The sequence below is a fragment of the Streptomyces sp. TBY4 genome, from assembly GCF_024213195.1.
Lineage (GTDB): Bacteria > Actinomycetota > Actinomycetes > Streptomycetales > Streptomycetaceae > Streptomyces.
In genome coordinates this window covers 34,322-57,347 of sequence record NZ_JANAVF010000012.1, presented here as the reverse complement: position 1 = coordinate 57,347, position 23,026 = coordinate 34,322, and the positions used below count along the sequence as shown (strand labels likewise).

Genomic DNA, 23,026 nt, shown 5'->3' with positions numbered 1-23,026 from the left:
CGTCCGGCATGATCTGACCTGACGACAGGACAGCCGTCGCAGTCGGACGACAGAGGGAGAGAGCGATGAGCGCAGTGGACCAAGGGGCCCCAGGAGCCGAGCGCACACTCGGCCAGCTGGTCGCCTCGGCCACCGCCGAGATGTCCGCCCTGGTGCACGACGAGATCGCCCTCGCCAAGGTGGAGATCAAGCAGGACGTCAAGCGTGCGGGCATCGGCAGCGGCGCCGCCATCGCCGCGGGCGTGCTCCTCCTCTTCTCGCTGCCGGTGCTGAGCTTCGCGGCGGCGTACGGGATCCACAACCTCGGGCTCGGGCTGGCCTGGTCCTTCCTGATCGTCGGTGTGGCGTTCTGGCTGCTCGCGGCCGTGATCGGGCTGATCGCCATGGCGAAGTTCAAGAAGATCAAGCCGCCGGTGAAGACCATCGCCTCGGTGAAGGAGACGGCGGCCCTGGTCGGCACCGTCAAGCCCCACGCCCGGTCGGTCAGTGACAACGCCGTGGGTGTGGCACGCTCGTCCTCATGACAGCCCCCTCGTCCGATTCCGGGAACCCCGGCACGCCCCCCACCGCCGCCACGGCGGTCCGGATCGACATCCCCGGCGGGCGGGAAGTGACCCACCGGGACGTCGCGGCGAACGGGGCGCGGTTCCACGTCGCCGAGCTGGGTGACGGGCCGCTGGTGCTGCTCCTGCACGGGTTCCCGCAGTTCTGGTGGACGTGGCGGGACCAGATGACCGCCCTGGCCGACGCGGGCTACCGGGCGGTCGCGATGGACCTGCGCGGGGTGGGCGGCAGCGACCGCACCCCCCGCGGCTACGACCCGGCCAACCTGGCGCTCGACATCACCGGGGTCGTACGGTCCCTCGGCGAGCCCGACGCCGCCCTCGTCGGGCACGACCTGGGCGGCTACCTCGCCTGGACAGCGGCGGTGATGCGGCCGAAGCTGGTGCGCCGGCTGGTGGTGTCCTCGATGCCGCACCCGCGCCGCTGGCGCTCCGCGATGCTGTCCGACTTCGGGCAGACCCGCGCCAGCTCGCACATCTGGGGCTTCCAGCGGCCGTTCCTGCCCGAGCGGCAGCTCGTCGCCGACGGCGGGGCGCTCGTCGGCGAACTGATCCGGGACTGGTCGGGCCCGCGCCTCCCCGAGGAGGAGGACCTCGCGGTGTACCAGCGCGCGATGTGCATCCCCTCCACGGCGCACTGCTCGGTCGAGCCGTACCGCTGGATGATGCGGTCCATGGCCCGGCCCGACGGCCTGCAGTTCAACCGGCGCATGAAGCGGCCGGTGCGGGTGCCGACCCTGCACCTGCACGGCTCGCTCGATCCGGTGATGCGGACGCGGAGTGCGGCGGGGTCCGGGCAGTACGTCGAAGCCCCGTACCGCTGGCGGCTCTTCGACGGGCTCGGGCACTTCCCGCACGAGGAGGACCCGGTGGCGTTCTCGGCCGAGCTGGTCAACTGGCTGAAGGATCCCGAGCCGGACCGCTGAGCCGGACCCCTGAGCCGGCAGGCCAGCTGGCGGCTCAGCTGGCGGCTACTCATATGACAAGCATTCAATTGCCTGGCGCATAGGCCAATTGGCCGCCCGGAACGCGATTACCGACCTTGGGCCCCGGGCACAGCTCGGAGTATGGGTTGGACGCACGACCACGGTGACACCGCACACGAACGCCGCTCGACGGTCACGCCGGGCACGCACAGGGGGCAGGGCCGCGAAGGCCACGACGACCCCCGACTCGGAATTCCGCGCATCCTGCGCCGGCGGGCCCGCTGGGTCTCCGCCCGGCTCAGGCACCAGCGCACGTAGAGCGGGCGCCCGGCAGGGCCCCGTAGGGCTCCCGCAGGGCTCAGAGGGCGCAGCCCTGGCTGCCGACCCGGCGGTTCGCCGTCGCCCCGGCCCGGATGTCGTCGCGGATCTCGTCCGTGGTCAGGGCGTATCCGGTGTTGGGGTCGTCGAGGGACTTCGCGAAGACGACCCCGTACACCTTGCCCTCGGGCGTGAGCAGCGGGCCGCCGGAGTTGCCCTGGCGGACCGTCGCGTACAGGGAGTAGACGTCCCGTCGCACGGTTCCGCGGTGGTAGATGTCCGGGCCCTTGGCGTTGATCCGGCCGCGGACGCGCGCCGCGCGGACGTCGTACGCGCCGTTCTCGGGGAAGCCCGCGACGATGGCGTCGCTGCCGCTCGGTGCCCCCTTGTCGGTGAACTCCAGCGCCGGCGCATTCAGCTTGGGCACGTCCAGGACGGCGATGTCGCGCTCCCAGTCGTAGAGCACGACCGTGCCGTCGTAGAGCTTGCCCTCGCCGCCGACCTGCACGGTCGGTTCGCCGACCCCGCCGACGACGTGCGCGTTGGTCATCACCTTGCCCGGTGCGAAGACGAAGCCGGTGCCCTCCAGCACCTTGCTGCACGCGGGCGCGGTGCCGACCACCTTCACGATCGACTGCTTGGCGTACTCGGCCACGGGGCTGCGCGCGAGCATCGGGTCCGGCGGCTTCACCTCGGTGATCGGCTCGTTGGAGAACGGGCTGAACACCTGCGGGAAGCCGTTGCGGGCCAGGGTGGAGCTGAAGTCCGAGAACCAGGTGTTCGCCTGCGCCGGGAGCACCCGGGAGACTCCGAGGAGCACCTTGGAGTTGCGGACTTCCTTGCCCAGCGTGGGAAGTGATGTACCGGCGAGCGCGGACCCGATCAGCCAGGCCACCAGCAGCATCGCGACCACGTTCACCAGGGCGCCGCCCGTGGCGTCGAGGGCGCGCGCCGGGGACCATGTGATGTGGCGCCGGAGCTTGTTGCCCAGGTGGGTGGTCAGCGCCTGGCCGATCGAGGCACAGATGATGATCACGACCACGGCGATGACGACGACCGTGGTGGACACCTGGGTGCCGTTGTCGGTGACCCGGTCCCAGATCAGGGGCAGCAGGGACACGGCGACGAGGCCACCGCCGAGGAAGCCGATCACCGACAGGATGCCGACGACGAACCCCTGGCGGTAGCCGACGACCGCGAACCACACGGCGGCGAGCAGCAACAGGATGTCCAGCACGTTCACAGGGGCCACCGTCTCATGCGCGCCAGTCGAGCGGGACTTCCCGGGACCGGTCCCAGGGCCGCTCCCACCCGGCGAAATGCAGGATCCGGTCGATCACTCCGGCGGTAAAACCCCAGACCAGAGCCGATTCCACGGTGAAGGCCGGGCCGTGGTGGCCGCTGGGGTGGACGACGGTGACACGGTGCTCGGGGTCCGTGAGATCGGCCACGGGCACCGTGAAGACCCGGGCGGTCTCGGCCGGGTCGACCACGCCGACCGGGCTCGGGTCCCGCCACCAGCCGAGCACCGGGGTCACGACGAACTCGCTGACCGGGATGTAGAGCCGGGGCAGCACCCCGAAGAGCTGGACCCCGGCCGGATCCAGGCCCGTCTCCTCCTCGGCCTCGCGCAGGGCGGCGCGCAGCGGGCCGGTGGTGCGCGGGTCGCCGTCCTCGGGGTCGAGGGCGCCGCCGGGGAAGGAGGGCTGGCCGGGGTGCGAGCGCAGGGTGCCGGCGCGCTCCATCAGCAGCAGCTCGGGGCCGCGGGGGCCCTCGCCGAAGAGGATCAGTACGGCTGACTGGCGGCCCCGGCCGTCCTCGGGCGGCAGGAACCGGCTGAGCTGGGTCGGCCGGACCGTCCGGGCCGCCTCGACGACGGGGTCCAGCCAGCCGGGCAGGCCGTGACCGTCCAGCACGGTGCTGCCGCGCCCGCCGTCGTACGAGGTCCCGCGCCCGGTGGCTGCGTCCGCCCGGCGGTTCTGCGTGGCCTCACTCATAGGCACCCCTGTCCGTGTTCCCCACACGGCCAAACGCGGTGCGGGTAGCGATTCGTTCCTTGCGGGTGCGCCGCCGCCGGCGGGCTCAGGCGCGGGCGGGCGCCGGCAGGCCCGGGTAGTCCGGGGGCGGGCTCAGGCGCTGGCCGGGCTGGCCGCCCTTCTCGTACTTCAGGAGCTTCGCGGCCTTCTCCGGGTCGGTCTCGCCCTCCCCGTAGGCCGGGCAGAGCGGTGCGATCGGGCAGGCCCCGCAGGCGGGCTTGCGGGAGTGGCAGATCCGGCGGCCGTGGAAGACGACGCGGTGCGAGAGCATCGTCCACTCGCTCTTCGGGAAGATCGCGCAGATCTCCGCCTCGACCTTCTCCGGATCCTCCTGCTCCGTCCACTTCCAGCGCCGCACCAGCCGGCCGAAGTGGGTGTCGACGGTGATCCCGGGGACGCCGAAGGCATTGCCGAGGACCACGTTCGCCGTCTTGCGGCCCACCCCGGGCAGGGTCACCAGATCCTCGATCCGGCCCGGCACCTCGCCGCCGAAGTTGTCGCGCAGCGCCTGCGAGAGCCCGAGCAGGGACTTGGCCTTGGCCCGGAAGAACCCGGTCGGCCGGATGATCTCCTCCAGCGCCTCCGGATCGGCCCCGGCCATGTCCTCGGGGGTCGGGTACGCGGCGAAGAGGGCCGGGGTCGTCTGGTTCACGCGCAGATCGGTGGTCTGCGCGGACAGGACGGTGGCGACCAGCAGCTCGAAGGGGTTGCGGAAGTCGAGCTCGGGGTGCGCGTACGGATAGACCTCCGCCAGCTCGCGGTTGATCCTGCGCGCCCGCCGCACCATCGCCAGATGGCTCTCCGGCTTCGTCCCGGCCTTCTTGACCTTGCTCTCTGCCATCCCCGAAGGCTACGCCGCACAGCCCTCCGCCCGTGGCCGGACGTGACCACCGCCCGGAGGGGGTTTCTTGGCCGAAGTTTTGCCCTGAAGTGGGGGTGACTGCTCCGGGAGGACCCCCGCCCGGTCGTGTTCGCCCACGGCTGAATTTACTGTGGCCGTCACTCCCCCGGACCCCTTGGCCTGTGCTCTCACCGGCCTGTTGGACACCCGGCCGGTCCGGGACACGGCGGTGACAGCCGCCCCGGACCTCAGGTAACACCACCCCGATCGGCCTCTCGCCGCACAGCACACCCGTACGTCCGGCATCCTTGTGATGAACGTGATTGATCGCACTGTTTGAGCCGTCCGGCAAAATGGGGGAGCGATCCCCTGGCTGGTCGACATAGGAGAGAGACTCGTGGACGACGTACTGCGGCGTGCCCCGCTCTTCGCGGCGCTCGATGACGAGCAGGCCGCGGAGCTCCGCGCCTCCATGGGCGAGGTGACCCTCGCACGTGGCGACGCCCTGTTCCACGAGGGCGACCCCGGTGACCGGCTCTACGTCGTCACCGAGGGCAAGGTGAAGCTGCACCGCACCTCCCCCGACGGCCGCGAGAACATGCTGGCCGTCCTCGGCCCCGGCGAGCTGATCGGCGAGCTGTCGCTGTTCGACCCGGGCCCGCGCACCGCCACCGCCACCGCGCTGACCGAGGTCAAGCTGCTGGGCCTGGGTCACGGAGACCTCCAGCCCTGGCTGAACGCCCGGCCCGAGGTGGCGACCGCGCTGCTGCGCGCCGTCGCGCGGCGCCTGCGCAAGACCAACGACCAGATGTCCGACCTGGTCTTCTCCGACGTTCCGGGCCGCGTGGCCCGTGCGCTCCTCGACCTGTCGCGCCGCTTCGGCGTGCAGTCGGAGGAGGGCATCCACGTCGTGCACGACCTCACGCAGGAGGAGCTGGCCCAGCTCGTCGGCGCGTCGCGCGAGACCGTGAACAAGGCGCTGGCCGACTTCGCGGGACGCGGGTGGCTCCGCCTGGAGGCGCGTGCGGTGATTCTTCTGGACGTGGAGCGGCTGGCGAAGCGGTCGCGCTGACGCTCGTAGCTCCGTTGAGGGGTCCTGCCCGGTCGGGCGGGGCCCCTTTTCGTGTTCCCGCGGCGCCGTTCCGGGGGCTCTGCCCCCGCACCCCCGCGCCTCAAACGCCGGCGGGGCTGAATTTGCCCCTGCTGCGGGCGTTTACGAGACCGGGCGCGGCCGTGAAAGCGGCACAGTGGACCCATGGAGCACAGAGGCCTCGACGCGTACGGGTACTTCGAGCGCGAAGGCTCGCTCGGGCAGGTGCAGGCCGGGTTCCGGGGGCTCGTCGCCGCCGCGCGGGAGCGGATCGGGCAGGCGTACGGGCGACGGCTGCACAGCGCCTACCTCTACGGGTCCGTGCCGCGCGGGACGGCCCGGCCCGGGCGGTCCGACCTCGACCTGCTGATCGCCCTGCACCACGCGCCCGGCGAGGAGGACCGCGACACCACCGAGGCACTGGCGCGCGGCCTCGACGAGGAGTTCGCGGAGATCGACGGGGTCGGCATCCTGCTGTACGGCAAGGACCGGCTGCTGAGCGAGCAGGAACGTTACGACCTGGGCTGGTTCCTCGCCTGCCTGTGCACCCCGCTGCTCGGCGCGGACCTGGCCGAGCACCTGCCCCGCTACCGCCCCGACGGCCTGCTCGCCCGCGAGACCAACGGCGACCTGGCCGCGCTGCTGCCCGAGGTCCGCGAGCGGATCCGGGAGGCGGCCACGCCCGAGGAGTACCGCACGCTGTGCCGGGGCGTCTCGCGGCACCTCGTACGGACCGGGTTCACCCTCGTCATGCCGCGGTGGGGCGGCTGGACCAGCGACCTCACCGAGTCGGCGGAGGTCTTCGGGCAGTACTACCCCGAGCGCGCCGACCAGATGCGCGCCGCGGCGGCCGCCGCGCTGGACCCGGTCGCGGACCCGGCCGTGCTGCGCGCCTACGTCGAGGACCTCGGGCCGTGGCTCGCGGACGAGTACACGGCCCGGCACGGGACGAAGACGCCCCGCCCGCCGGGCTAGCGCGCCGGCGGCCCGCTCACTCAGGGTTTCCGGGGATCAGCCCGTGCTCCATCAGGTACTCCAGCTGCGCGCGTACGGACCACTCCGCGGCCGGCCACAGCGACCGGTCCACGTCCGCGTAGACGTGGGCGACGACCGCCTCGGGGGTGGTCAGGCCGTTCTCGACCGCCGTCTCGATCTGCGCGAGGCGGTGGGCCCGGTGGGCGAGGTAGAACTCCACCGCGCCCTGCGCGTCGTCCAGGACCGGCCCGTGCCCGGGGAGGACCGTGTGGACCCCGTCGTCGACGGTCAGCGAGCGCAGCCGGCGCAGGGAGTCCAGGTAGTCGCCGAGCCGCCCGTCGGGATGCGCGACGACGGTGGTGCCGCGCCCCAGGATCGTGTCGCCGGTCAGGACCGCCCGGTCGGCCGGCAGGTGGAAGCAGAGCGAGTCCGCGGTGTGGCCGGGCGTCGGCACCACGCGCAGTTCCAGACCGCCCGTGCGGATGACATCCCCGGCCCCCAGGCCCTCGTCGCCCAGGCGCAGGTCCGGGTCCAGGGCGCGGACCTTGGTCCGGGTCAGCTCGGCGAACCGGGCCGCGCCCTCCGCGTGGTCGGGATGCCCGTGGGTGAGGAGGGTGAGCGCGACCCGCTTGCCCTCCTTCTCGGCGGCGGCGATGACCGCGCGCAGGTGTCCGTCGTCCAGCGGGCCGGGGTCGATCACCACGGCCAGCTCGGAGCCGGGCTCGGAGACGAGCCAGGTGTTGGTGCCGTCCAGGGTCATCGCGGAGGCGTTCGGGGCCAGGACGTTCACCGCGCGGGCGGTGGCGGGACCGGAGACGACCATGCCGCGGGGCTGGCCGGGCAGGGCGGCGGCATCGGTCATGCGGGGGCTCCTCCCGGGTTCGCGGGGCCGGGGGCCGCGGGGCCCCGGTCCGCCAGGCGGACGCGCTTGGTGAACTCGTCGTGCCCGGGCCAGCTGAGCACGAGCTCCCCGTCCGTGAGGGTGGCCTGCGCGAGGACCGGGGTCAGGTCCTGGCTCCCGGCCGCGGCGAGGGCCTCGGCGGGGCTCCCGTACGGCTCCAGGGAGCGCAGGGTGGTGATGGTGGGCGGCATCATCAGCAGCTCGCCCTTGTCGTACCCGGCGGCGGCGTCGGCGGGCCGGACCCAGACCGTGCGGTCGGCCTCGGTGGAGGCGTTGCGGGTGCGCTGGCCTTCGGGGAGGGCCGCGACGAAGAACCAGGTGTCGTACCGGCGCGGCTCGAACTCCGGGGTGATCCAGCGGGCCCACGCGCCGAGCAGGTCGGAGCGCAGGACGAGGCCCCGGCGGTCCAGGAACTCGGCGAAGGACAGCTCACGGGCGACCAGGGCCGCACGGGCGGCCTCCCAGTCCTCGCCGGTGGTGTCGCCCACGACGGTGTCCGCGGACTCGCCCGCGAGCAGGACGCCGGCCTCCTCGAAGGTCTCGCGGACGGCTCCGCAGACGATCGCCTGGGCGGTGGCGGGGTCGGTGCCCATCCGCTCCGCCCACTCGGCGCGGTCCGGGCCGGCCCAGCCGATGAGGTGGTCCTCGTCCCGGGGGTCCACACCGCCGCCGGGATACGCGTAGGCGCCTCCGGCGAAGGCCATCTCGGCGCGGCGGCGCAGCATGTGCACGGCAGGGCCGTCGGGGGTGTCGCGCAGCAGCATCACGGTGGCGGCGCGCCTGGGTTCCGTGGGGGTGAGGGCGCCGGCCGCGAGCGCGCGGATCCGGTCGGGCCACTCCGGCGGGTACCACTGGCCTCCGGAGGAGGTCTCCTGCTGACCGTACTGACCATTCGGCATGGCGGGATGCTACGGGCATCCGGGCCGATGTTCGAGGGGCGGCCCCGCGGACCCGCTGCGCGGGGCGGAGTCCCCTACCCGCCCTTCGCCCGTTCCCCGGGCTGCGCCCGGACCCCTTCGGGGCTCCGCCCCGGACCCCGCTCCTCAAACGCCGGAGGGGCTGACATTGCCCTGCGGGCAATCCAGCCCCTCCGGGGACTCTCCGGGGACGGTGAGGTCAGGCTCCCGGGACCAGCTCGACCTGGATCTCGACCTCGACCGGGGCGTCCAGCGGGAGGACCGCCACGCCGACCGCGCTGCGGGCGTGGACGCCCTTGTCGCCGAGGACCGAGCCCAGCAGCTCGCTCGCGCCGTTCAACACGCCCGGCTGGGCGGTGAAGTCGGGGGCGGAGGCGATGAAGCCCACCACCTTCACGACGCGCGCGATCTTGTCGAGGTCGCCGACGACGGACTTCACCGCGGCGAGCGCGTTCAGCGCGCAGGTCGCGGCCAGTTCCTTGGCCTGCTCCGCCGAGACCTCGGCGCCGACCTTGCCGGTGACCGGCAGGTTGCCCTTGACCATCGGGAGCTGGCCCGCGGTGTACACGTAGGCACCCGATCGGACGGCCGGCTGGTACGTGGCCAGCGGCGGGACGACCTCGGGGAGGGTCAGGCCGAGCTCGGCCAGCCGCGCCTCGACGACTCCGCTCATGCCGCCTTCTCCCGCTTCAGGTAGGCCACGAGCTGCTCGGGGTTGTTCGGGCCGGGGACGACCTGGACGAGCTCCCAGCCGTCCTCGCCCCAGGTGTCCAGGATCTGCTTGGTGGCGTGGACCAGCAGCGGGACGGTCGCGTATTCGAACTTCTTGGTCATGGGAGCGAGGGTAGTGCCTGCCGTACCGGGCCCCGGCACCCCCGCCGCCGCCCGGGAGGAATTAGGCTCGGGCGCTGTGAGCAGGCTCCAGGTGGTCAGCGGCAAGGGCGGCACCGGCAAGACCACGGTCGCCGCGGCACTCGCGCTCGCCCTCGCACGCGAGGGCAGGCGGACACTTCTGGTGGAGGTCGAGGGCAGGCAGGGCCTCGCCCAGGTCTTCGGGGCGGAGGCGCTCCCCTACGAGGACCGGAAGATCGCCGTCGCCTCGGGCGGCGGGGAGGTCTACGCGCTCGCCATCGACGCGGAGCGCGCGCTCCTCGACTACCTCCAGATGTTCTACAAGCTCGGCTCGGCCGGCCGGGCCCTCAAGAAGCTCGGCGCCATCGACTTCGCGACGACCATCGCCCCGGGCGTGCGGGACGTGCTCCTGACGGGCAAGGCCTGCGAGGCCGTCCGGCGCAAGGACAAGGCCGGCCGGTTCGTCTACGACCACGTGATCATGGACGCTCCGCCGACCGGGCGGATCACCCGCTTCCTGAACGTCAACGACGAGGTGGCGGGCCTGGCCCGGTTCGGGCCGATCCACAACCAGGCGCAGGCCGTCATGAAGGTGCTCAAGTCCCCCGAGACGGCCGTGCACCTGGTCACCCTGCTGGAGGAGATGCCCGTGCAGGAGACCGCGGACGGGATCGCGGAACTGCGGCGGGCGGGCCTGCCGGTAGGGCGGGTCATCGTCAACATGGTCCGGCCGCACCACCTCGACGAGGACACCCTGCGCGCCGCCGCCGGCGAACGGCGCGCCGAGATCACCGGCGCGCTGGCCCGGGCCGGTCTCGGCGGCGCCGGGCGCGGCGGGCCGGCCGAACGGCTGGTGGAGCCGCTGCTCGCGCAGGCCGCCGAGCACACGACCCGGGTGGAGCTGGAGCGCGCCCAGCGCACCGTACTGGCGGGGCTGGACGTGCCCACGTACGAACTTCCCGTGCTCGGCGCGGGGGTGGACCTGGCCGGGCTCTACGGGCTCGCCGCGGAGCTGCGGAAGCAGGTGGGCGAGGAATGAGCGAGGCCGGGACGGTGGAGGCGAGCATGGAGGCGACGATGGACGCTCCCCCGCGGCTGGACGTCGACCGGCTGCTGGACGATCCGCAGACCCGGATCATCGTGTGCTGCGGGGCGGGCGGGGTCGGCAAGACCACCACCGCCGCGGCGCTCGGGGTACGGGCGGCCGAGCGCGGGCGCAAGGTGGTCGTCCTGACGATCGACCCGGCGCGCAGGCTGGCCCAGTCGATGGGGATCGACTCGCTCGACAACACCCCGCGCAGGGTGCCGGGGATACGGGCCGCGGACGGTGGCGACGGCTCCGGCGAACTGCACGCCATGATGCTCGACATGAAGCGGACCTTCGACGAGATCGTCGAGGGCCACTCGGACCCCGAGCGGGCGCAGGCCATCCTCGCCAACCCCTTCTACCAGTCCCTGTCGGCCGGCTTCGCGGGCACGCAGGAGTACATGGCGATGGAGAAGCTGGGGCAGCTGCGGGCCCGGGACGACTGGGACCTGATCGTGGTGGACACCCCGCCGAGCCGCTCCGCGTTGGACTTCCTGGACGCGCCGGGGCGCCTGGGGTCCTTCCTGGACGGGAAGTTCATCCGCGTGCTGATGGCTCCGGCGAAGGTGGGCGGCCGGGCGGGGATGAAGTTCCTCAATGTCGGCATGTCGATGATGACGGGCACGCTGAGCAAGCTGATGGGCGCCTCGCTGCTGAAGGACGTACAGACCTTCGTGGCCGCCATGGACACCATGTTCGGCGGCTTCCGCACGCGGGCGGACGCGACCTTCCAGCTCCTCCAGGCTCCCGGTACGGCCTTCCTCGTGGTCTCCGCGCCCGAAGCGGACGCGCTGCGCGAGGCGGCGTACTTCGTGGAGCGGCTGGCCGCGGAGCGGATGCCGCTGGCCGGGCTCGTACTGAACCGGGTGCACGGCAGCGACGCCGGACAGCTCTCCGCGGAGCGGGCGTTGGCCGCCGCTGAGAATCTCGAAGCGGAGAATCTTGAAGACGGCGGCATTGTGGATCAGGAGTCCGGGAAAGCTGGACTTCGTGACTCCACGGATACCGATCCCGACCCCCGCACGGACGCCGACGTGATCACGGCAGGACTGCTGCGCCTGCACGCGGAGCGCATGCAGGTCATCGCGCGCGAACAGCGCACGCGTGACCGCTTCACCTCGCTGCACCCCGAGGTGGCGGTGGCCGAAGTGGCCGCCCTGCCCGGCGACGTGCACGACCTCGCCGGGCTGCGGGCCATCGGAGAGCGACTCGCGGCCGGGGTTCCGGCCGGAGCGTAGGCGTTCCTACGACGTGGTGCCCGGATGGTCTACCCGGCTGCCGCGTACGTTTCGTACGGAACGCCGATCTCGTCATCGGCATCCATGGTGAGGATGCCCGTACTGCGCTCGTACTCCGTGCGTGCGGTTTCGAGCAGGCGCCGCCACGAGGTGACGGTGGGACGCCGGCGCAGCAGCGCACGTCGTTCCCGCTCGGTCATTCCGCCCCACACGCCGAACTCGACACGATTGTCGAGCGCGTCGGCCAGGCACTCGGTCCGCACCGGACATCCGGTGCACACCGCCTTGGCCCTGTTCTGTGCCGCTCCTTGAACGAACAGTTCATCCGGATCGGTAGTGCGGCAGGCTGCCTGCGCACTCCAGTCGGTAACCCAGCCCATCCCGGCGCCGTCCTCTCCCGAATCGAGGCTCCCCCACGGCGGCAGCGGCATATTCACCGCTGCCAGTTGAGGACGTTACGGAAGGCGGGCACAGTGCAACACCCCCGACGGGCCCAATCTTGAATGGTCCGAACGGACTATGGGTAAGCGGCAGATCACCCGACGGAGTGATCGTGCGACATGCCCGACCATTCCGGCGATTCGGGTGAAATCGACGGGGCATGCTGATCACAGGAGGCAAGATTCGGACATGCGTCCACCCCATTCGGGAAGGGTGAAAAACAAGCCGAGGGGTTGATGTCCCGACGCACTGCTGTGACAGTTGGGGACAGCTTAGGCCAAGGCATTCGCGTGTGTCCGGCGAATGAGAACGTAGGCTGCCCTCTATGGGAAAGAAGCGCTCGGGCGGCGGGCTCACGGGGCCACAGCAGGCCGCCAAGTTCCTCGGTGTGTCCGTTCTCTCCGGAGTTGTGCTCGCCGGCATCGCGATCCCGGGCGCAGGCGCCCTGGGGCTCGCGGCCAAGGGCACGGTCGAGGGGTTCGATGAGATCCCGGCCAATCTGAAGACACCTCCGCTGAGCCAGCGCACCACGATTCTCGACTCAGAGGGTGGCTTGATCGCCACGGTCTATTCGCGTGACCGGCAGGTGGTCCCCATCACGGCCATCTCCCCGTACATGCAGAAGGCCATCGTCGCGATCGAGGACTCCCGCTTCTACGAGCACGGGGCGATCGACCTCAAGGGCATCCTGCGCGCGGTCAACCGCAATGCCCAGGAGGGCGGCGCGGCGCAGGGCGCGTCGACGCTGACGCAGCAGTACGTGAAGAACGTCTTCGTCGAGGAAGCCGGCGACGACGAGACGAAGGTGCGCGAGGCCCAGGAGAAGAGCCTCGGGCGCAAGATCCGCGAGCTGAAGTACTCGATCCAGGTCGAGGAGGAGCTCGGGAAGCACAAGATCCTCGAGAACTACCTCAACATCACGTACTTCGGGCAGCAGGCGTACGGAATCGAATCCGCCGCCCAGCGCTACTTCAGCAAGCCCGCCAAGGACCTGACCCTGGAAGAAGCAGCTCTGCTGGCGGGCGTGGTCCAGTCGCCGAGCCGGTACGACCCGATGAACGACACGCAGGAGGCGATGAAGCGCCGCAACATCGTCCTCCAGCGAATGGCCGACACAAAGGACATCTCGCAGGCCGAGGCCGACGCGGCGAAGGCCAAGCCGGTCCAGCTGAAGGTGACCAAGCCGAAGAACGGCTGCATCACCGCGGTCAAGGGCGCCGGCTTCTTCTGCGACTTCGTCCGCAACACCTTCCTCGACGACACCGCCTTCGGGAAGACCCGCGAGGAGCGGGCGAAGGTCTGGAACCAGGGCGGCCTGACGGTCCGTACGACCCTGGACCCGCAGTCGCAGGACTCCGTCAACGAGTCCATCAAGGACCACGTGGACCAGGACGACAAGGTCGCCACGGCCGTCACCCTCGTCCAGCCCGGCACCGGGCGGGTCCTCGCCATGGGCCAGTCGAAGCCGTACGGCTTCGGCAAGAACGAGACCCAGATCAACTTCTCGGTGGACAAGAAGATGGGCGGCTCGAACTTCGGCTTCCCGACCGGCTCCACCTTCAAGGCCTTCGTCGCCGCCGCCGCCCTGGAGGGCGGGCTCTCGCCGACGAAGATGTACCAGTCCCCGTACGACATGGACTACCCGAGCCCGGTGAAGACCTGCGGCGACAAGCCCTGGGTCAACAACGACCGCCCGGCCGCGCGGGTGGAGAACGAGACCGAGTCCGAGGTCGGCCCGTACGGGATGAAGGAGGCGATGGCCAAGTCGGTCAACACCTACTTCGTGGAGATGATCTCCGAGATCGGCCTGTGCCCCGTCACCGAGATGACCACCAAGCTCGGCGTGGTCCCGGCCAACGGCTCCAAGCTCCCCGAGGTCCCCGCCATCGCCCTCGGCAGTGAGGGCATGTCCCCGCTGACCATGGCCAACGCGTACGCCACCTTCGCCAACCGCGGCGTGTACTGCACCCCGGTCACCATCGAGTCGATCACCGACGCGCACGGCAAGGCGCTGACCGTCCCGAAGTCCAAGTGCGGCCGTGCGATGAGCGAGAGCACCGCCGACACCATCAACACCCTGCTGCTCGGCGTGGTCGACTCCGGTACGGGCCAGAAGGCGGGTCTGACCGACCGGCAGAGCGCGGGCAAGACGGGTACCACCGACAGCCGTTACAACGCCTGGTTCGTCGGCTACACCCCGAACATGTCCGGCGCGACCTGGGTCGGCTCCGGCGGCGCCAAGCAGGTGTCGATGGAGAACATCACCATCGGCGGCCAGCACTACGACAAGGTCTTCGGCGGCGGCCTGCCCGGCCCGATCTGGAAGCAGGCCGTCTCCGGCGCCCTCTCCGGCCGCGAGGCCCCCGGCTTCACCACGGTGAACATCCCCGACACCCCGAGCCCCTCCCCCGGCGGCAAGCCCAACAAGCCCGGAAAGCCCGGCAAGCCGGGCCGCGGGGACGGCAAGCCAGGCGACGGGCGGCCCGGCGGCAACACGGGCGGGACCGGCGGGACCGACCCGCTGGGCGGGATCACCCTCCCGCCGGGCGTCATCGGCGGCCGGGACTAGGGCGCCCAGGGCCCGCAGGCCCCGCAGGCTCCGTAGCTCAAAGCGAAGGAGGGCCCCCACCAGATCCGCATCCGGATCCGGTGGGGGCCCTCCTCGTTCGGCGCTTGCTAGGACAGGTGCTTCTTGACGGCGGCCGCGACGCGCCCGCCCTCCGCCAGACCCGCGACCTTCGGGTTCACGATCTTCATCACGGCGCCCATGGCCCGCGGCCCCTCGGCGCCCGCCGCCCTGGCCTCCTCGACGGCCTGGGCCACGATCGCGTCGAGCTCGGCCTCGCCGAGCTGCTTCGGGAGGTAGGTGTCGAGGAACTCGCCCTCGGCGGTCTCCCGCGCGGCCTGCTCGGGACGGCCACCCTGCGCGAACGCCTCCGCGGCCTCCCGGCGCTTCTTCGCCTCCTTGGCGATCACCTTGAGGACTTCCTCGTCGGAGAGCACCCGGGCTTCCTTGCCCGCGACTTCCTGGTTGGTGATGGCGGAGAGGGTCAGGCGCAGCGTGGACGAGGCGAGCTCGTTGCGCGCGCGGATCGCAGTGGTGAGGTCTTCCTGGAGCTTGGCCTTGAGCGTGGTCATGTCCCGAGTCTGCCAGGTAGGGGGGCTTCCGCGCCCGCCGGTTTCCCGGCGCGCTTGCCGGGTCTGCGAACATGAGGACATGCGTGCGCGTTACGGAGTACCTCTGAAGGTCACCGCCGGGATCGCCGCGGCGGGGGCCGCCGGTCTGGCCTATGCCGCCGGTTTCGAAGCCCGTTCCTTCCGCCTGCGCCGGGTCACGGTTCCCGTGCTCCCGCAGGGGATGCGCCCGTTGCGCGTCCTGCAGGTCTCGGACATCCACATGGTCGGCGGACAGCGCAAGAAGCGCGCCTGGCTCCAGTCGCTCGCCGGGCTGCGCCCCGACCTCGTGGTGAACACGGGAGACAACCTCTCCGACACGGAGGGCGTGCCGGAGGTGCTCGACGCGCTCGGCCCCCTGATGGACTTCCCCGGCGTGTACGTCTTCGGGTCGAACGACTACTACGGGCCCCGGCTGCGCAATCCCGGCCGCTACCTGCTGGAGAAGACGCAGGGCCGGCACGGCCTGAACGGCAACGCACCGGTCGTCGGTGCCGTCCACAACCCGTGGGAGGGGATGCGGGACGCCTTCGACGCCGCCGGCTGGCTGAACCTCACCAACACCCGGGGCCGGCTCAAGCTCGACGGGATGGAGCTGGCCTTCACCGGCCTCGACGACCCGCACATCAAGCGCGACCGGTACGCGAAGGTCGCGGGCGGGCCGGAGGCGGACGCGGACTTCTCGATGGCCGTCGTCCACGCCCCGTACCTGCGCGTCCTCGAAGCCTTCACCGCCGACCGCTACCCGCTGATCCTGGCCGGCCACACGCACGGCGGGCAGCTGTGCATCCCCTTCTACGGGGCGCTCGTCACCAACTGCGACCTGGACACCAAGCGGGTAAAGGGCCTCTCGACGCACGAGACCGAGGGGCAGCGCGCGTACCTCCACGTATCGGCCGGCTGCGGGACGAACCGCTTCACCCCGGTGCGCTTCGCGTGCCCGCCCGAGGCGACACTGCTGACACTGACCCCGAAGGCCTAACGCGAGCCGTTCGGCCGAGTACGTTGACGGGATGATCACACCAGCCGCCCTCCGCCCCACGACCGTCGCCTTCCGTGCGCTGATCGCGGCTGCGGCCGTCACCGGCCTGGTCATCGAGTGCGTATACGGCAGCGTGCCCGTCGTCCTGAGCTTCTTCACGATCTGGACGAACATCCTGGTCGCGGTGACCTTCGGGCTCTCGGCCTACCGCCTCCACCGGCGCGAGCCGGACGTGGACCCCTTCTGGCGGGGCGGGGTCCTCCTCTTCATCCTGATCACCGGCCTGGTCTTCCACCTGGTCCTGGCCAACCCGTCGAGCCCCTTCAACGTCCTCGAGGCCCTCGACAAGCTCTCCGGGCCGAAGGCCGTCTCCAACCAGCTCCTCCACACGGTCACCCCCATCGGCGCCGCCCTGGACTTCCTCTTCCTGACCGCCCCCCGCACCCTGCGCCCGCGCTACGCCGCCCAGTGGCTGGCGTACCCCCTCCTCTACGTGGCCTTTGCCCTCACCCGAGGCGCCCTGCTCTCCCCCGGCACCCCGAGCCGGTACACATACCCCTTCATCGACGCCGCCCAGTACGGCTACGCCCGGGTCGCCCTGAACGCCGTGGTCCTGGGCCTCGCCTTCTACGCCCTCGGCCTCGCCCTGGTCACGGCGGACCGCTACCGCCCGCCCCGCGAAAACCGGATTTCGTCTCCGGCCGAGGGTCCGCTAAAGTAATCGATGTCGCCAGGGCAGCAAGCGCTGCAAGGGTGGACATCGGGGTGTAGCGCAGCTTGGCAGCGCGCTTCGTTCGGGACGAAGAGGTCGTGGGTTCAAATCCCGCCACCCCGACTTCGTAAGACCAGGTGAGAGCCGGTGCAGAGCAATCTGCACCGGCTCTTCCTGCGTCTGGGGGACTAACTGAGCGGCTACGGGTTCCGAGCGGCCCCGAAGATGTCGCCCATGGCGATGGCTCCCGTCTGGATCACCGGACGGATCTGTTTCCGATGCACCGCCTCGGTGACGGCCGTCCCGGAATGGCCGACGCTCCCCCTTTGGGAAGACGTGGCCCCCGGCGAGCACCCGCATCGCGTGAGTCCGCGCAGCAGTGAGCCTGCCCGAGTGCCGGACAGTTCTTCTGTCGGCTCAGAGTGCAAGATCCGAAAACGGCTACTGGGGTCCGGGCGCCCGCAGGCCGGGCTATGTTGATCACATGACGCGCAGTCACATCGCCTTAACCCCAGTCCTGCTGGCCTGCCTCACACTTTCCGCCTGCTCGGCGAACGAGGCGCCGACGGGGGCACCGGCAGCGCCCGCCGGGGGGCCCTCTGTGCGCGGCACCGGCGAGGTGGAGCCGTTCAAGGACGACACCGACGTGCCACTGACCAAGCAGCTCAGCCAGAGCCAGATCACGCAGGCGATTCCCGACGCCGAGGACGTGGTCCCCGACTACTATCCCGGCAGCCTGCACAAGAGAAGTCCGGGGGATCCCGACGATTGCTCTCCCCGGAACGGCCCGGCACCGGCCGGTTGGCAGCGGTCGGGCAGGGGTAAATACGACTACCAAGGATCGACCGTCTCCCGAGAGATCGATCTGCACGTCTGCCAGTTCGACAACGCCGAGCATGCGAGGACGGCGTACGACCAGTGGCAGGAGAAGGAAGAGACGACGCCCGTCACGGTGCCCCGGCCCGTCGGAGAGGAATCGCTCTTCATCACGTACGCCGGATCGAGCGGCACGGTCTACGGCTACAGCCGGTCCGGCACGGTCATCGTTCGAGTTCGCGTCCAGGACGCGGGCGAGGATCCCACAGACGCCCATGACGTGCTGGCCGCAACGATCACTCGGCTCCAGCAAGTCCAGGCCGGCCGACGGGCCACGACGACGGCGTCCGATATCGCCGCCGCCGAACGGGCCCGGCGATAGCTCAGAGGACGAGGGCGACCGGACGGAGAGGTCGTGGGTTCTGGTACCACCAGCCTGGCTTCGTAAGACCAGGTCAAGGGCTTGATCCGCATTGCGGGTCAGGCCCCTTCTGTATTTTCGGGTACCTGGTGGATCCCTGGGGTCAGGTCGGAGGGTGTTGGGTCCAGGGGTCCGGGGTGGGGGTGGTGCCTTCGGCGTCCTGGGTGAGGCGGTCGATGTAGTGCTGCCAGAGTTCTGCGTGGGCCTCGCAGGCTTCTGAGGTGGGCAGGCCGGTGTGGATCAGGTGGAGGACCGTGCCGCCCCCGGGGGTGGGGTCGAGGGTGATCTGGACCGTTGTGGAGCCCGACGGGATGGGTGTGGCCGGGCCTTCCCAGCCCCAGGTGAAGGTGAGGCTGCTGGGTGGGGCGATCTTCAGGAAGCGGCCTGATGCCACGTTCTGGCCGGTGATCCGGGTGCGGTACTCGCCGCCGGGTTCGAAGGAGAACGTGCCGTCCGTGCCCATCCAGGACAGCCATTTGTCGCGGTCCGTGAGGAAGGTGAAGACCGTTTCGGGGCGGGCCCCCGCGATGCGGCGCTCCAGTGTGACCGTGTCCATGGGGGTGGGGGGAGTGGGTGAGGTGGGTGGGGTGGGGGGTGTCATGGGGGCATTTTTGCTTGGTGGGGCTGGGGTGCGGGTGAGGCCCGCTGGGGGCAGCGGGCCTCGGGGTGGGGTGGGTGGGGGTCAGGCTGTGATTTCGATCTTTTCCGTGGGGGAAGTGGGCTGCTGGTGGGTGGTGAGGCCCTTCAGGAGGTGGGCCATGTCCACGCCTGTGGTGGAGGAGAGGAGTTCCATGCCCTGGGCCACGTTTTCCGTGACCGTGCGGGAGAGCTTGCTCGCGCCGTCGGTGGAGATGACGGTCATCTTGTCGATGGCGGAGAGGGGTTCGGCGGCCTTGGCCACGACCTGGGGCAGGGCCTCGACCATCATCTGGATCATCGCCGCGTCGCCGTACGTCTCGAAGGCCTCCGCCTTCTTCTGCATCGCCTCCGCCTCGGCCGAACCCCTGGCCAGGATGGCCGCGGCCTCCGCGTCTCCCTCCAGGCGGACCGCTTCCGCGATCGCCGCGCGGCGGGCGCGTTCCGCCTCACCGCGCTTGGCGCCCTCGATGGCCTCGGCCTCGGCCAGGGCCGAGCGGCGCTGCTTCTCGCCCTCGCCCGTGAGGCGGGCGCGTTCCGCCTCGCCCTGGGCGGCGGCGATCGCCGCGAGGCGCTCGGCCTCGGCCTGCTTGACGCGGGCCACCCGCTTGGCCTCCGCCTCCTGCTCCGCCTCGTAGCGGCGGGCGTCGGCGGGCTTGCGGACCTGGGTGTCGAGCTGGCGGTCGGTCAGCGCCGCCTGACGCTCCGCCACCTTCTCCTGCTCGCCGAGGATCTGCTGCTGGCGGTCGGCCTCGGCCAGCGGGCCGGCGGCGTTGGCCTGGGCGGCGGCCGCGTCCGTCTCGGCCTTGATCTCCGCCTGGCGGAGGTAGAGGGTGCGCTCGGCGACCGCGATCTCCTCCTCCGCCTTCAGGCGGGCCTGCTCGGCCGCCCTGCGGGAGTTGGCCTCGGCGATGTCGGCCTCCTGCTTGGCCCGGGCGGCTTCGGGACGGCCGAGGTCCTCGAGGTAGGAGCCCTCGGTGGTGATGTCCTGGATCTGGAAGGCGTCCAGGACCAGGCCCTGCCCGGACAGGCTGGCCTCCGCCTCCTCGGCGACCTGCCCGGCGAAGGCGGCCCGGTCGCGGATGATGTCCTCCACCGACATGCGGCCCACGATGGCGCGCAGGGCGCCGGAGAGGACCTCCTGCGTGAAGCCGACGATGCCCTCCTGCTGCTGGAGGAAACGCTGGGCGGCGGCCCGGATGGCGTCCTCGTTGCCGCCGACCTTGACGATCGCGACCCCTTCGAGATTGGCCTTGATGCCGCGCAGGGTGACCGCGCCGCGGACGGCGATGGGGATGTGCCGGCTGGACAGGTCGAGGGAGTAGCGCTGCTGCACGAAGGGGACGACGAAGACCCCGCCGCCGACCACGACCTTCTGGCCGGTGGTGTCGGTGGATATCCGGCCGGTCTCCGGGTCGGTGGACCTCTTGCCCCGCCGGCCGGTGATGATGAACGCCTCGCTGGGCCCGGCGACCTTGTAGCGCGTGACGACGACCAGGGCGAGAAGGACGAGGAGTACGAAGACTCCCACGACCGCGGTGACGACGACTGGGCTCATGGCGGATCCCTCCTGCGTCCCGTGGGAGCAGATCGGTACGGGTTTTGGTGGTCTTGTGGGTGTGTCAGTGGTCTATCGGGCGGACGCCCACCGAAGTGGGTGACGGGGTCTCCGCCACCCACACCTGCGCGCCGCGGGGCAGCGGGGCTTCGGCGGTCGCCGCGTACTTCACGGGCTGGCCGGCCAGGCTCAGCAGGACTTCGCCGTAGCCGGAGGCGGGGATCGCGGTGACCACGGTGCCGGTCGAGCCGACGAGGGAGTCGTGGCGCGGGGCGGCCCCGCCGCCGTCGCGCATCAGGGCGCGGCTCAGGCGGTACGTGGCCCAGCCCGTGCCGGCCCCCGCGAGAGCGCCCGCGGCGGTCGCCGGGCCCGGTCCGAGGCCCGTGGTCCCGAGGACGATCGCCCCGGTGAACCCGAGCATCGACACGAAGCCCGCGAGGACGGGGAGGGACAGCCAGCCGTCGAACAGTCCGCCGAGGAGCCCCTCGGGCGTACCGGCGAAGAGGCCCTCCAGGACTCCGTCCAGGAGCAGCGAGAGGGCCAGCAGCACGAGCCCCGCCGTGCCGAGACCGAGAAACAGAACCATGACCACACCTCCCGCCCGCGCGACGTTCCCGCCGGACACGGGCAGCGTGTCACCGGAGGCGTGCCGCGCACATTGCCCGGGGTCGGCAATCTTGACGCGTACTCGGCGCAGGGTCCCGCGTCATGCTTCGCCGTCCGGCCAGCCGAGCAGGCGGGCTCCGATCACCGCGGTCTGGAGCGTGTAGCGGTTCAGCGGGTCGGCCGGGTCGGCGCGGGTGAGGGTGCGGACGCGGCCCAGCCGGTACGTGAGCGCGCGCACGCTGAGCGAGAGGCGCCGGGCGGCCTCGGTGGAGACGCAGCCGCTGTCGAAGTACGCGGTGAGCGTGTCGAGGAGCGGGCGGGCGCCGCCGCGGGATGCACGGAGGGGGCCCAGGGTGCTCTCGACCAGATCGGCCATGGCCTGCCGGTCGCGGGTCAGCACCGGGAAGACGAGCAGGTCGGCCGCGTGCAGCACCGGTCCGTCCAGGTCCATCCGGCGGGCGAGGTCGAGGACGCCCAGGGCCTCCTCGTAGGAGTGGACCACCCCGCCCAGGCCCGGGTGCGAGCGGCCGATCCCGATCCGGCCGCCGTCGGTGGCCTCGTGCGCCCGCTGCGCGAAGTACGCCAGGACCTCGGGCTGGTCCCCCGGGGCCACGCAGATCAGCAGGCCGTCCTTGGTCGTCAGCAGGACCTGGCGGCCCGGGAACCGGGCGAGGACGGCCGCTTCGATCCCGCGCGCCACGGGGTAGCCGTCACCGTACGGTTCGGGCCCGGCGGCGACGGCCACGCCGTGCGACTGCGAGAGGCGCAGCCCGAAGCGCTCGGCGCGCTCCGCCAGCCGGCCGAGGTCGCTGCCGCCGTAGAGCAGGTCGTCGATGAACTCCCGGCGGGCCGCCTCCTCCTGGCGGACCGCCTGCAGCTGTGCGCGTTCGTAGCCCTCGACGAAGGCGTCCACCGCCTGCTCTACGGCCTTCAGGAGCGGGCCGGGGGCGGGGAGGGGCCGTACGAGCTGCGCCGCGGCCAAGTGATCGCGTATCAGGGCCCGGAGCGGCAGTCCGGCTTCCGCCGCCCGCTCCCCCTCCGCGCGGCGCGACTCCAGCTCGGGGCGGGTCATGCGGCGGCCCGTGGCGCAGGCGGCGGTGAGCAGGTCGGCGTACCCGGAGAGGTGGTTCTCCGGTGGTTGTGGTGCTTGCGGTGCTTGCGGTTCCGCCACGTTCCAGTCCCCCCGCTCCTGCCGCGCCCGTATCGCGGGTTTGTCCAGGAACAAGGGTCACACGGTCGTGAGGGTGGCCGCGCCGAAGGAGACGTCGAAGCGGTCGCACCAGATGGTGACGCTGCCGTAGTCGGAGAGGTTGACCCCGGCGGGGACCTCGTAGTTCTGGTCCCCCTTGTTGCCCTTGAGTTTGCCCAGGCTGACGTACTTGCCGTCGTCGAAGACGCGCCAGCCCGCCGTGCCCTCCTTGACCGGCGCGTCCGTCAGCCAGACCCGCAGGTCCGGGCCGTTGCTGGTGTCGAGGTTCTCCAGGCGCAGGGTGTGGGAGCCGTCCGGGAGGCGGATGAGCTTCGCTGTGCCGGTGGTGGTGTGCTCGTGGCTGATCAGCGCGCCCTGGGCGAGGGTCCGCGGGGCGGCCGGGGCGGTGGGCGCGGTCGCCGTCTCCGTCGGCGCCGACGGGAGGGACTCGTGGACCGTGGCGTCCTGCCAGAGCTTCCACGGCTGGAACCAGTACAGGCCGAGGCCCAGGAGCAGGGCCGCCGGGAGGGCGAGGAGGGCCAGGGGGCGGCGTACGCCCCGCCTCCTGGCCGGCGGCTGCGGCTGGTTCGGCGTCGGGTGCTGCGTCACTCGTGGTGCCCTTCCTCGCGTGCGGCCGTAGGGGCGGCCGTATGGGCATTCAACGCGCGGGCGGGGGCGGGGGCCATGCCCGGGCCGATGACGAAAGGCTTACGTCACCAGGGCGGGATGGCTGTGCCCGTCGGGTCG

Annotated in this window: 24 protein-coding genes, 1 tRNA gene and 1 pseudogene; 11 read left to right on the top strand and 15 right to left on the bottom strand. The window is 71.4% G+C overall.

Going from position 1 to position 23,026, the window contains the following annotated elements; translation table 11 throughout:
- Nucleotides 1-65: 65 nt before the first annotated feature.
- Both NLX94_RS26110 and NLX94_RS26105 read left to right on the top strand, forming a co-directional pair.
- The gene (locus NLX94_RS26110) at nucleotides 66-524 is read left to right on the top strand and encodes a phage holin family protein (RefSeq protein WP_254385539.1); all 459 of its coding nucleotides are present in this window, start codon (nucleotides 66-68) and stop codon (nucleotides 522-524) included.
- Nucleotides 521-1,489, top strand: a complete 969-nt coding sequence (locus NLX94_RS26105; RefSeq protein WP_254385538.1) for an alpha/beta fold hydrolase — start codon at nucleotides 521-523, stop codon at nucleotides 1,487-1,489. The genes NLX94_RS26110 and NLX94_RS26105 overlap by 4 nt, the downstream gene beginning before the upstream one ends.
- A gap of 358 nt (nucleotides 1,490-1,847) precedes the next feature.
- Here NLX94_RS26105 and NLX94_RS26100 read toward each other — a convergent pair whose 3' ends face one another.
- The 3 genes from NLX94_RS26100 to nth all read right to left on the bottom strand — a co-directional run bounded on the left by NLX94_RS26100 (nucleotide 1,848) and on the right by nth (nucleotide 4,684).
- The gene (locus NLX94_RS26100) at nucleotides 1,848-3,050 is read right to left on the bottom strand and encodes a MarP family serine protease (RefSeq protein WP_254385537.1); all 1,203 of its coding nucleotides are present in this window, start codon (nucleotides 3,048-3,050) and stop codon (nucleotides 1,848-1,850) included.
- A gap of 13 nt (nucleotides 3,051-3,063) precedes the next feature.
- Complete coding sequence (locus NLX94_RS26095) at nucleotides 3,064-3,804, bottom strand: CoA pyrophosphatase (protein ID WP_254385536.1); 741 nt, start codon at nucleotides 3,802-3,804, stop codon at nucleotides 3,064-3,066.
- An 85-nt stretch (nucleotides 3,805-3,889) separates the two neighbouring features.
- Complete coding sequence (gene nth, locus NLX94_RS26090; RefSeq protein WP_254385535.1) at nucleotides 3,890-4,684, bottom strand: endonuclease III; 795 nt, start codon at nucleotides 4,682-4,684, stop codon at nucleotides 3,890-3,892.
- A gap of 397 nt (nucleotides 4,685-5,081) precedes the next feature.
- On the opposite strand from nth, the gene NLX94_RS26085 reads away from it, so the two are divergent.
- Nucleotides 5,082-5,756: a Crp/Fnr family transcriptional regulator gene (locus tag NLX94_RS26085; RefSeq protein WP_003981529.1), complete on the top strand. Its 675-nt coding sequence runs from the start codon at nucleotides 5,082-5,084 to the stop codon at nucleotides 5,754-5,756.
- A 183-nt stretch (nucleotides 5,757-5,939) separates the two neighbouring features.
- Complete coding sequence (locus NLX94_RS26080) at nucleotides 5,940-6,749, top strand: nucleotidyltransferase domain-containing protein (RefSeq protein WP_254385534.1); 810 nt, start codon at nucleotides 5,940-5,942, stop codon at nucleotides 6,747-6,749.
- A gap of 16 nt (nucleotides 6,750-6,765) precedes the next feature.
- Here NLX94_RS26080 and NLX94_RS26075 read toward each other — a convergent pair whose 3' ends face one another.
- The 4 genes from NLX94_RS26075 to NLX94_RS26060 form a co-directional block, all read right to left on the bottom strand.
- Nucleotides 6,766-7,611, bottom strand: coding sequence for an MBL fold metallo-hydrolase (locus NLX94_RS26075; protein WP_254385533.1), 846 nt, complete (start codon nucleotides 7,609-7,611; stop codon nucleotides 6,766-6,768).
- Nucleotides 7,608-8,549 (bottom strand): NUDIX hydrolase, encoded by a 942-nt coding sequence (locus NLX94_RS26070; protein ID WP_254385532.1) that lies wholly within the window; start codon nucleotides 8,547-8,549, stop codon nucleotides 7,608-7,610. The genes NLX94_RS26075 and NLX94_RS26070 overlap by 4 nt, the downstream gene beginning before the upstream one ends.
- A 217-nt stretch (nucleotides 8,550-8,766) precedes the next feature.
- Nucleotides 8,767-9,240, bottom strand: a complete 474-nt coding sequence (locus tag NLX94_RS26065) for a RidA family protein (protein WP_254385531.1) — start codon at nucleotides 9,238-9,240, stop codon at nucleotides 8,767-8,769.
- Nucleotides 9,237-9,401 (bottom strand): DUF4177 domain-containing protein, encoded by a 165-nt coding sequence (locus NLX94_RS26060; protein WP_112447450.1) that lies wholly within the window; start codon nucleotides 9,399-9,401, stop codon nucleotides 9,237-9,239. Before NLX94_RS26060 ends, NLX94_RS26065 begins: the two co-directional genes overlap by 4 nt.
- Nucleotides 9,402-9,477: 76 nt before the next feature.
- Here NLX94_RS26060 and NLX94_RS26055 point away from each other — a divergent pair, with 76 nt between their 5' ends.
- Together NLX94_RS26055 and NLX94_RS26050 are read left to right on the top strand one after the other, a co-directional pair.
- Nucleotides 9,478-10,458 carry an ArsA-related P-loop ATPase gene (locus NLX94_RS26055; RefSeq protein ID WP_254385530.1) on the top strand — a complete coding sequence of 327 codons (981 nt, stop codon included), beginning with the start codon at nucleotides 9,478-9,480 and terminating at the stop codon, nucleotides 10,456-10,458.
- Nucleotides 10,455-11,744, top strand: coding sequence for an ArsA family ATPase (locus NLX94_RS26050; protein WP_254385529.1), 1,290 nt, complete (start codon nucleotides 10,455-10,457; stop codon nucleotides 11,742-11,744). The genes NLX94_RS26055 and NLX94_RS26050 overlap by 4 nt, the downstream gene beginning before the upstream one ends.
- 29 nt (nucleotides 11,745-11,773) lie before the next feature.
- Here the strand turns inward: NLX94_RS26050 and NLX94_RS26045 are convergent, their stop codons facing one another.
- The gene (locus NLX94_RS26045; RefSeq protein ID WP_243330532.1) at nucleotides 11,774-12,124 is read right to left on the bottom strand and encodes a WhiB family transcriptional regulator; all 351 of its coding nucleotides are present in this window, start codon (nucleotides 12,122-12,124) and stop codon (nucleotides 11,774-11,776) included.
- A 386-nt stretch (nucleotides 12,125-12,510) separates the two neighbouring features.
- Between NLX94_RS26045 and NLX94_RS26040 the strand changes: the two genes are divergently transcribed.
- The gene (locus tag NLX94_RS26040; protein WP_254385528.1) at nucleotides 12,511-14,754 is read left to right on the top strand and encodes a transglycosylase domain-containing protein; all 2,244 of its coding nucleotides are present in this window, start codon (nucleotides 12,511-12,513) and stop codon (nucleotides 14,752-14,754) included.
- Nucleotides 14,755-14,861: 107 nt separating this feature from the next.
- Here the strand turns inward: NLX94_RS26040 and NLX94_RS26035 are convergent, their stop codons facing one another.
- Nucleotides 14,862-15,323, bottom strand: a complete 462-nt coding sequence (locus tag NLX94_RS26035; RefSeq protein ID WP_254385527.1) for a GatB/YqeY domain-containing protein — start codon at nucleotides 15,321-15,323, stop codon at nucleotides 14,862-14,864.
- A 79-nt stretch (nucleotides 15,324-15,402) separates the two neighbouring features.
- On the opposite strand from NLX94_RS26035, the gene NLX94_RS26030 reads away from it, so the two are divergent.
- The 3 genes from NLX94_RS26030 (at nucleotide 15,403) to NLX94_RS26020 (ending at nucleotide 17,176) form a co-directional block, all read left to right on the top strand.
- Nucleotides 15,403-16,341 (top strand): metallophosphoesterase, encoded by a 939-nt coding sequence (locus NLX94_RS26030; protein ID WP_254385526.1) that lies wholly within the window; start codon nucleotides 15,403-15,405, stop codon nucleotides 16,339-16,341.
- A gap of 31 nt (nucleotides 16,342-16,372) precedes the next feature.
- Nucleotides 16,373-17,062, top strand: coding sequence for a Pr6Pr family membrane protein (locus NLX94_RS26025; protein ID WP_254385525.1), 690 nt, complete (start codon nucleotides 16,373-16,375; stop codon nucleotides 17,060-17,062).
- A 40-nt stretch (nucleotides 17,063-17,102) separates the two neighbouring features.
- Nucleotides 17,103-17,176, top strand: a tRNA-Pro gene (locus NLX94_RS26020).
- Between the two features lie 77 nt (nucleotides 17,177-17,253).
- On the opposite strand, the pseudogene NLX94_RS26015 reads toward NLX94_RS26020, so the two are convergent.
- Nucleotides 17,254-17,370 (bottom strand): annotated as a pseudogene (locus NLX94_RS26015) (site-specific integrase); the annotation flags it as partial.
- 167 nt (nucleotides 17,371-17,537) lie between these two features.
- Between NLX94_RS26015 and NLX94_RS26010 the strand changes: the two are divergent.
- A complete protein-coding gene (locus NLX94_RS26010; protein ID WP_254385524.1) occupies nucleotides 17,538-18,251 on the top strand; it encodes a hypothetical protein in 714 nt (237 codons plus the stop codon).
- Nucleotides 18,252-18,393: 142 nt separating this feature from the next.
- On the opposite strand, the gene NLX94_RS26005 is transcribed toward NLX94_RS26010, so the two are convergent.
- The 5 genes from NLX94_RS26005 to NLX94_RS25985 form a co-directional block, all read right to left on the bottom strand.
- Nucleotides 18,394-18,846: an SRPBCC domain-containing protein gene (locus NLX94_RS26005; protein WP_254385523.1), complete on the bottom strand. Its 453-nt coding sequence runs from the start codon at nucleotides 18,844-18,846 to the stop codon at nucleotides 18,394-18,396.
- Between the two features lie 126 nt (nucleotides 18,847-18,972).
- The gene (locus tag NLX94_RS26000; RefSeq protein WP_254385522.1) at nucleotides 18,973-20,484 is read right to left on the bottom strand and encodes a flotillin family protein; all 1,512 of its coding nucleotides are present in this window, start codon (nucleotides 20,482-20,484) and stop codon (nucleotides 18,973-18,975) included.
- Between the two features lie 64 nt (nucleotides 20,485-20,548).
- Nucleotides 20,549-21,070, bottom strand: coding sequence for a hypothetical protein (locus NLX94_RS25995; RefSeq protein ID WP_254385521.1), 522 nt, complete (start codon nucleotides 21,068-21,070; stop codon nucleotides 20,549-20,551).
- Between the two features lie 120 nt (nucleotides 21,071-21,190).
- The gene (locus tag NLX94_RS25990) at nucleotides 21,191-22,261 is read right to left on the bottom strand and encodes a helix-turn-helix domain-containing protein (RefSeq protein WP_254385681.1); all 1,071 of its coding nucleotides are present in this window, start codon (nucleotides 22,259-22,261) and stop codon (nucleotides 21,191-21,193) included.
- Between the two features lie 57 nt (nucleotides 22,262-22,318).
- A complete protein-coding gene (locus NLX94_RS25985) occupies nucleotides 22,319-22,822 on the bottom strand; it encodes a DM13 domain-containing protein (protein WP_254385680.1) in 504 nt (167 codons plus the stop codon).
- Between the last annotated feature and the right edge of the window lie 204 nt (nucleotides 22,823-23,026).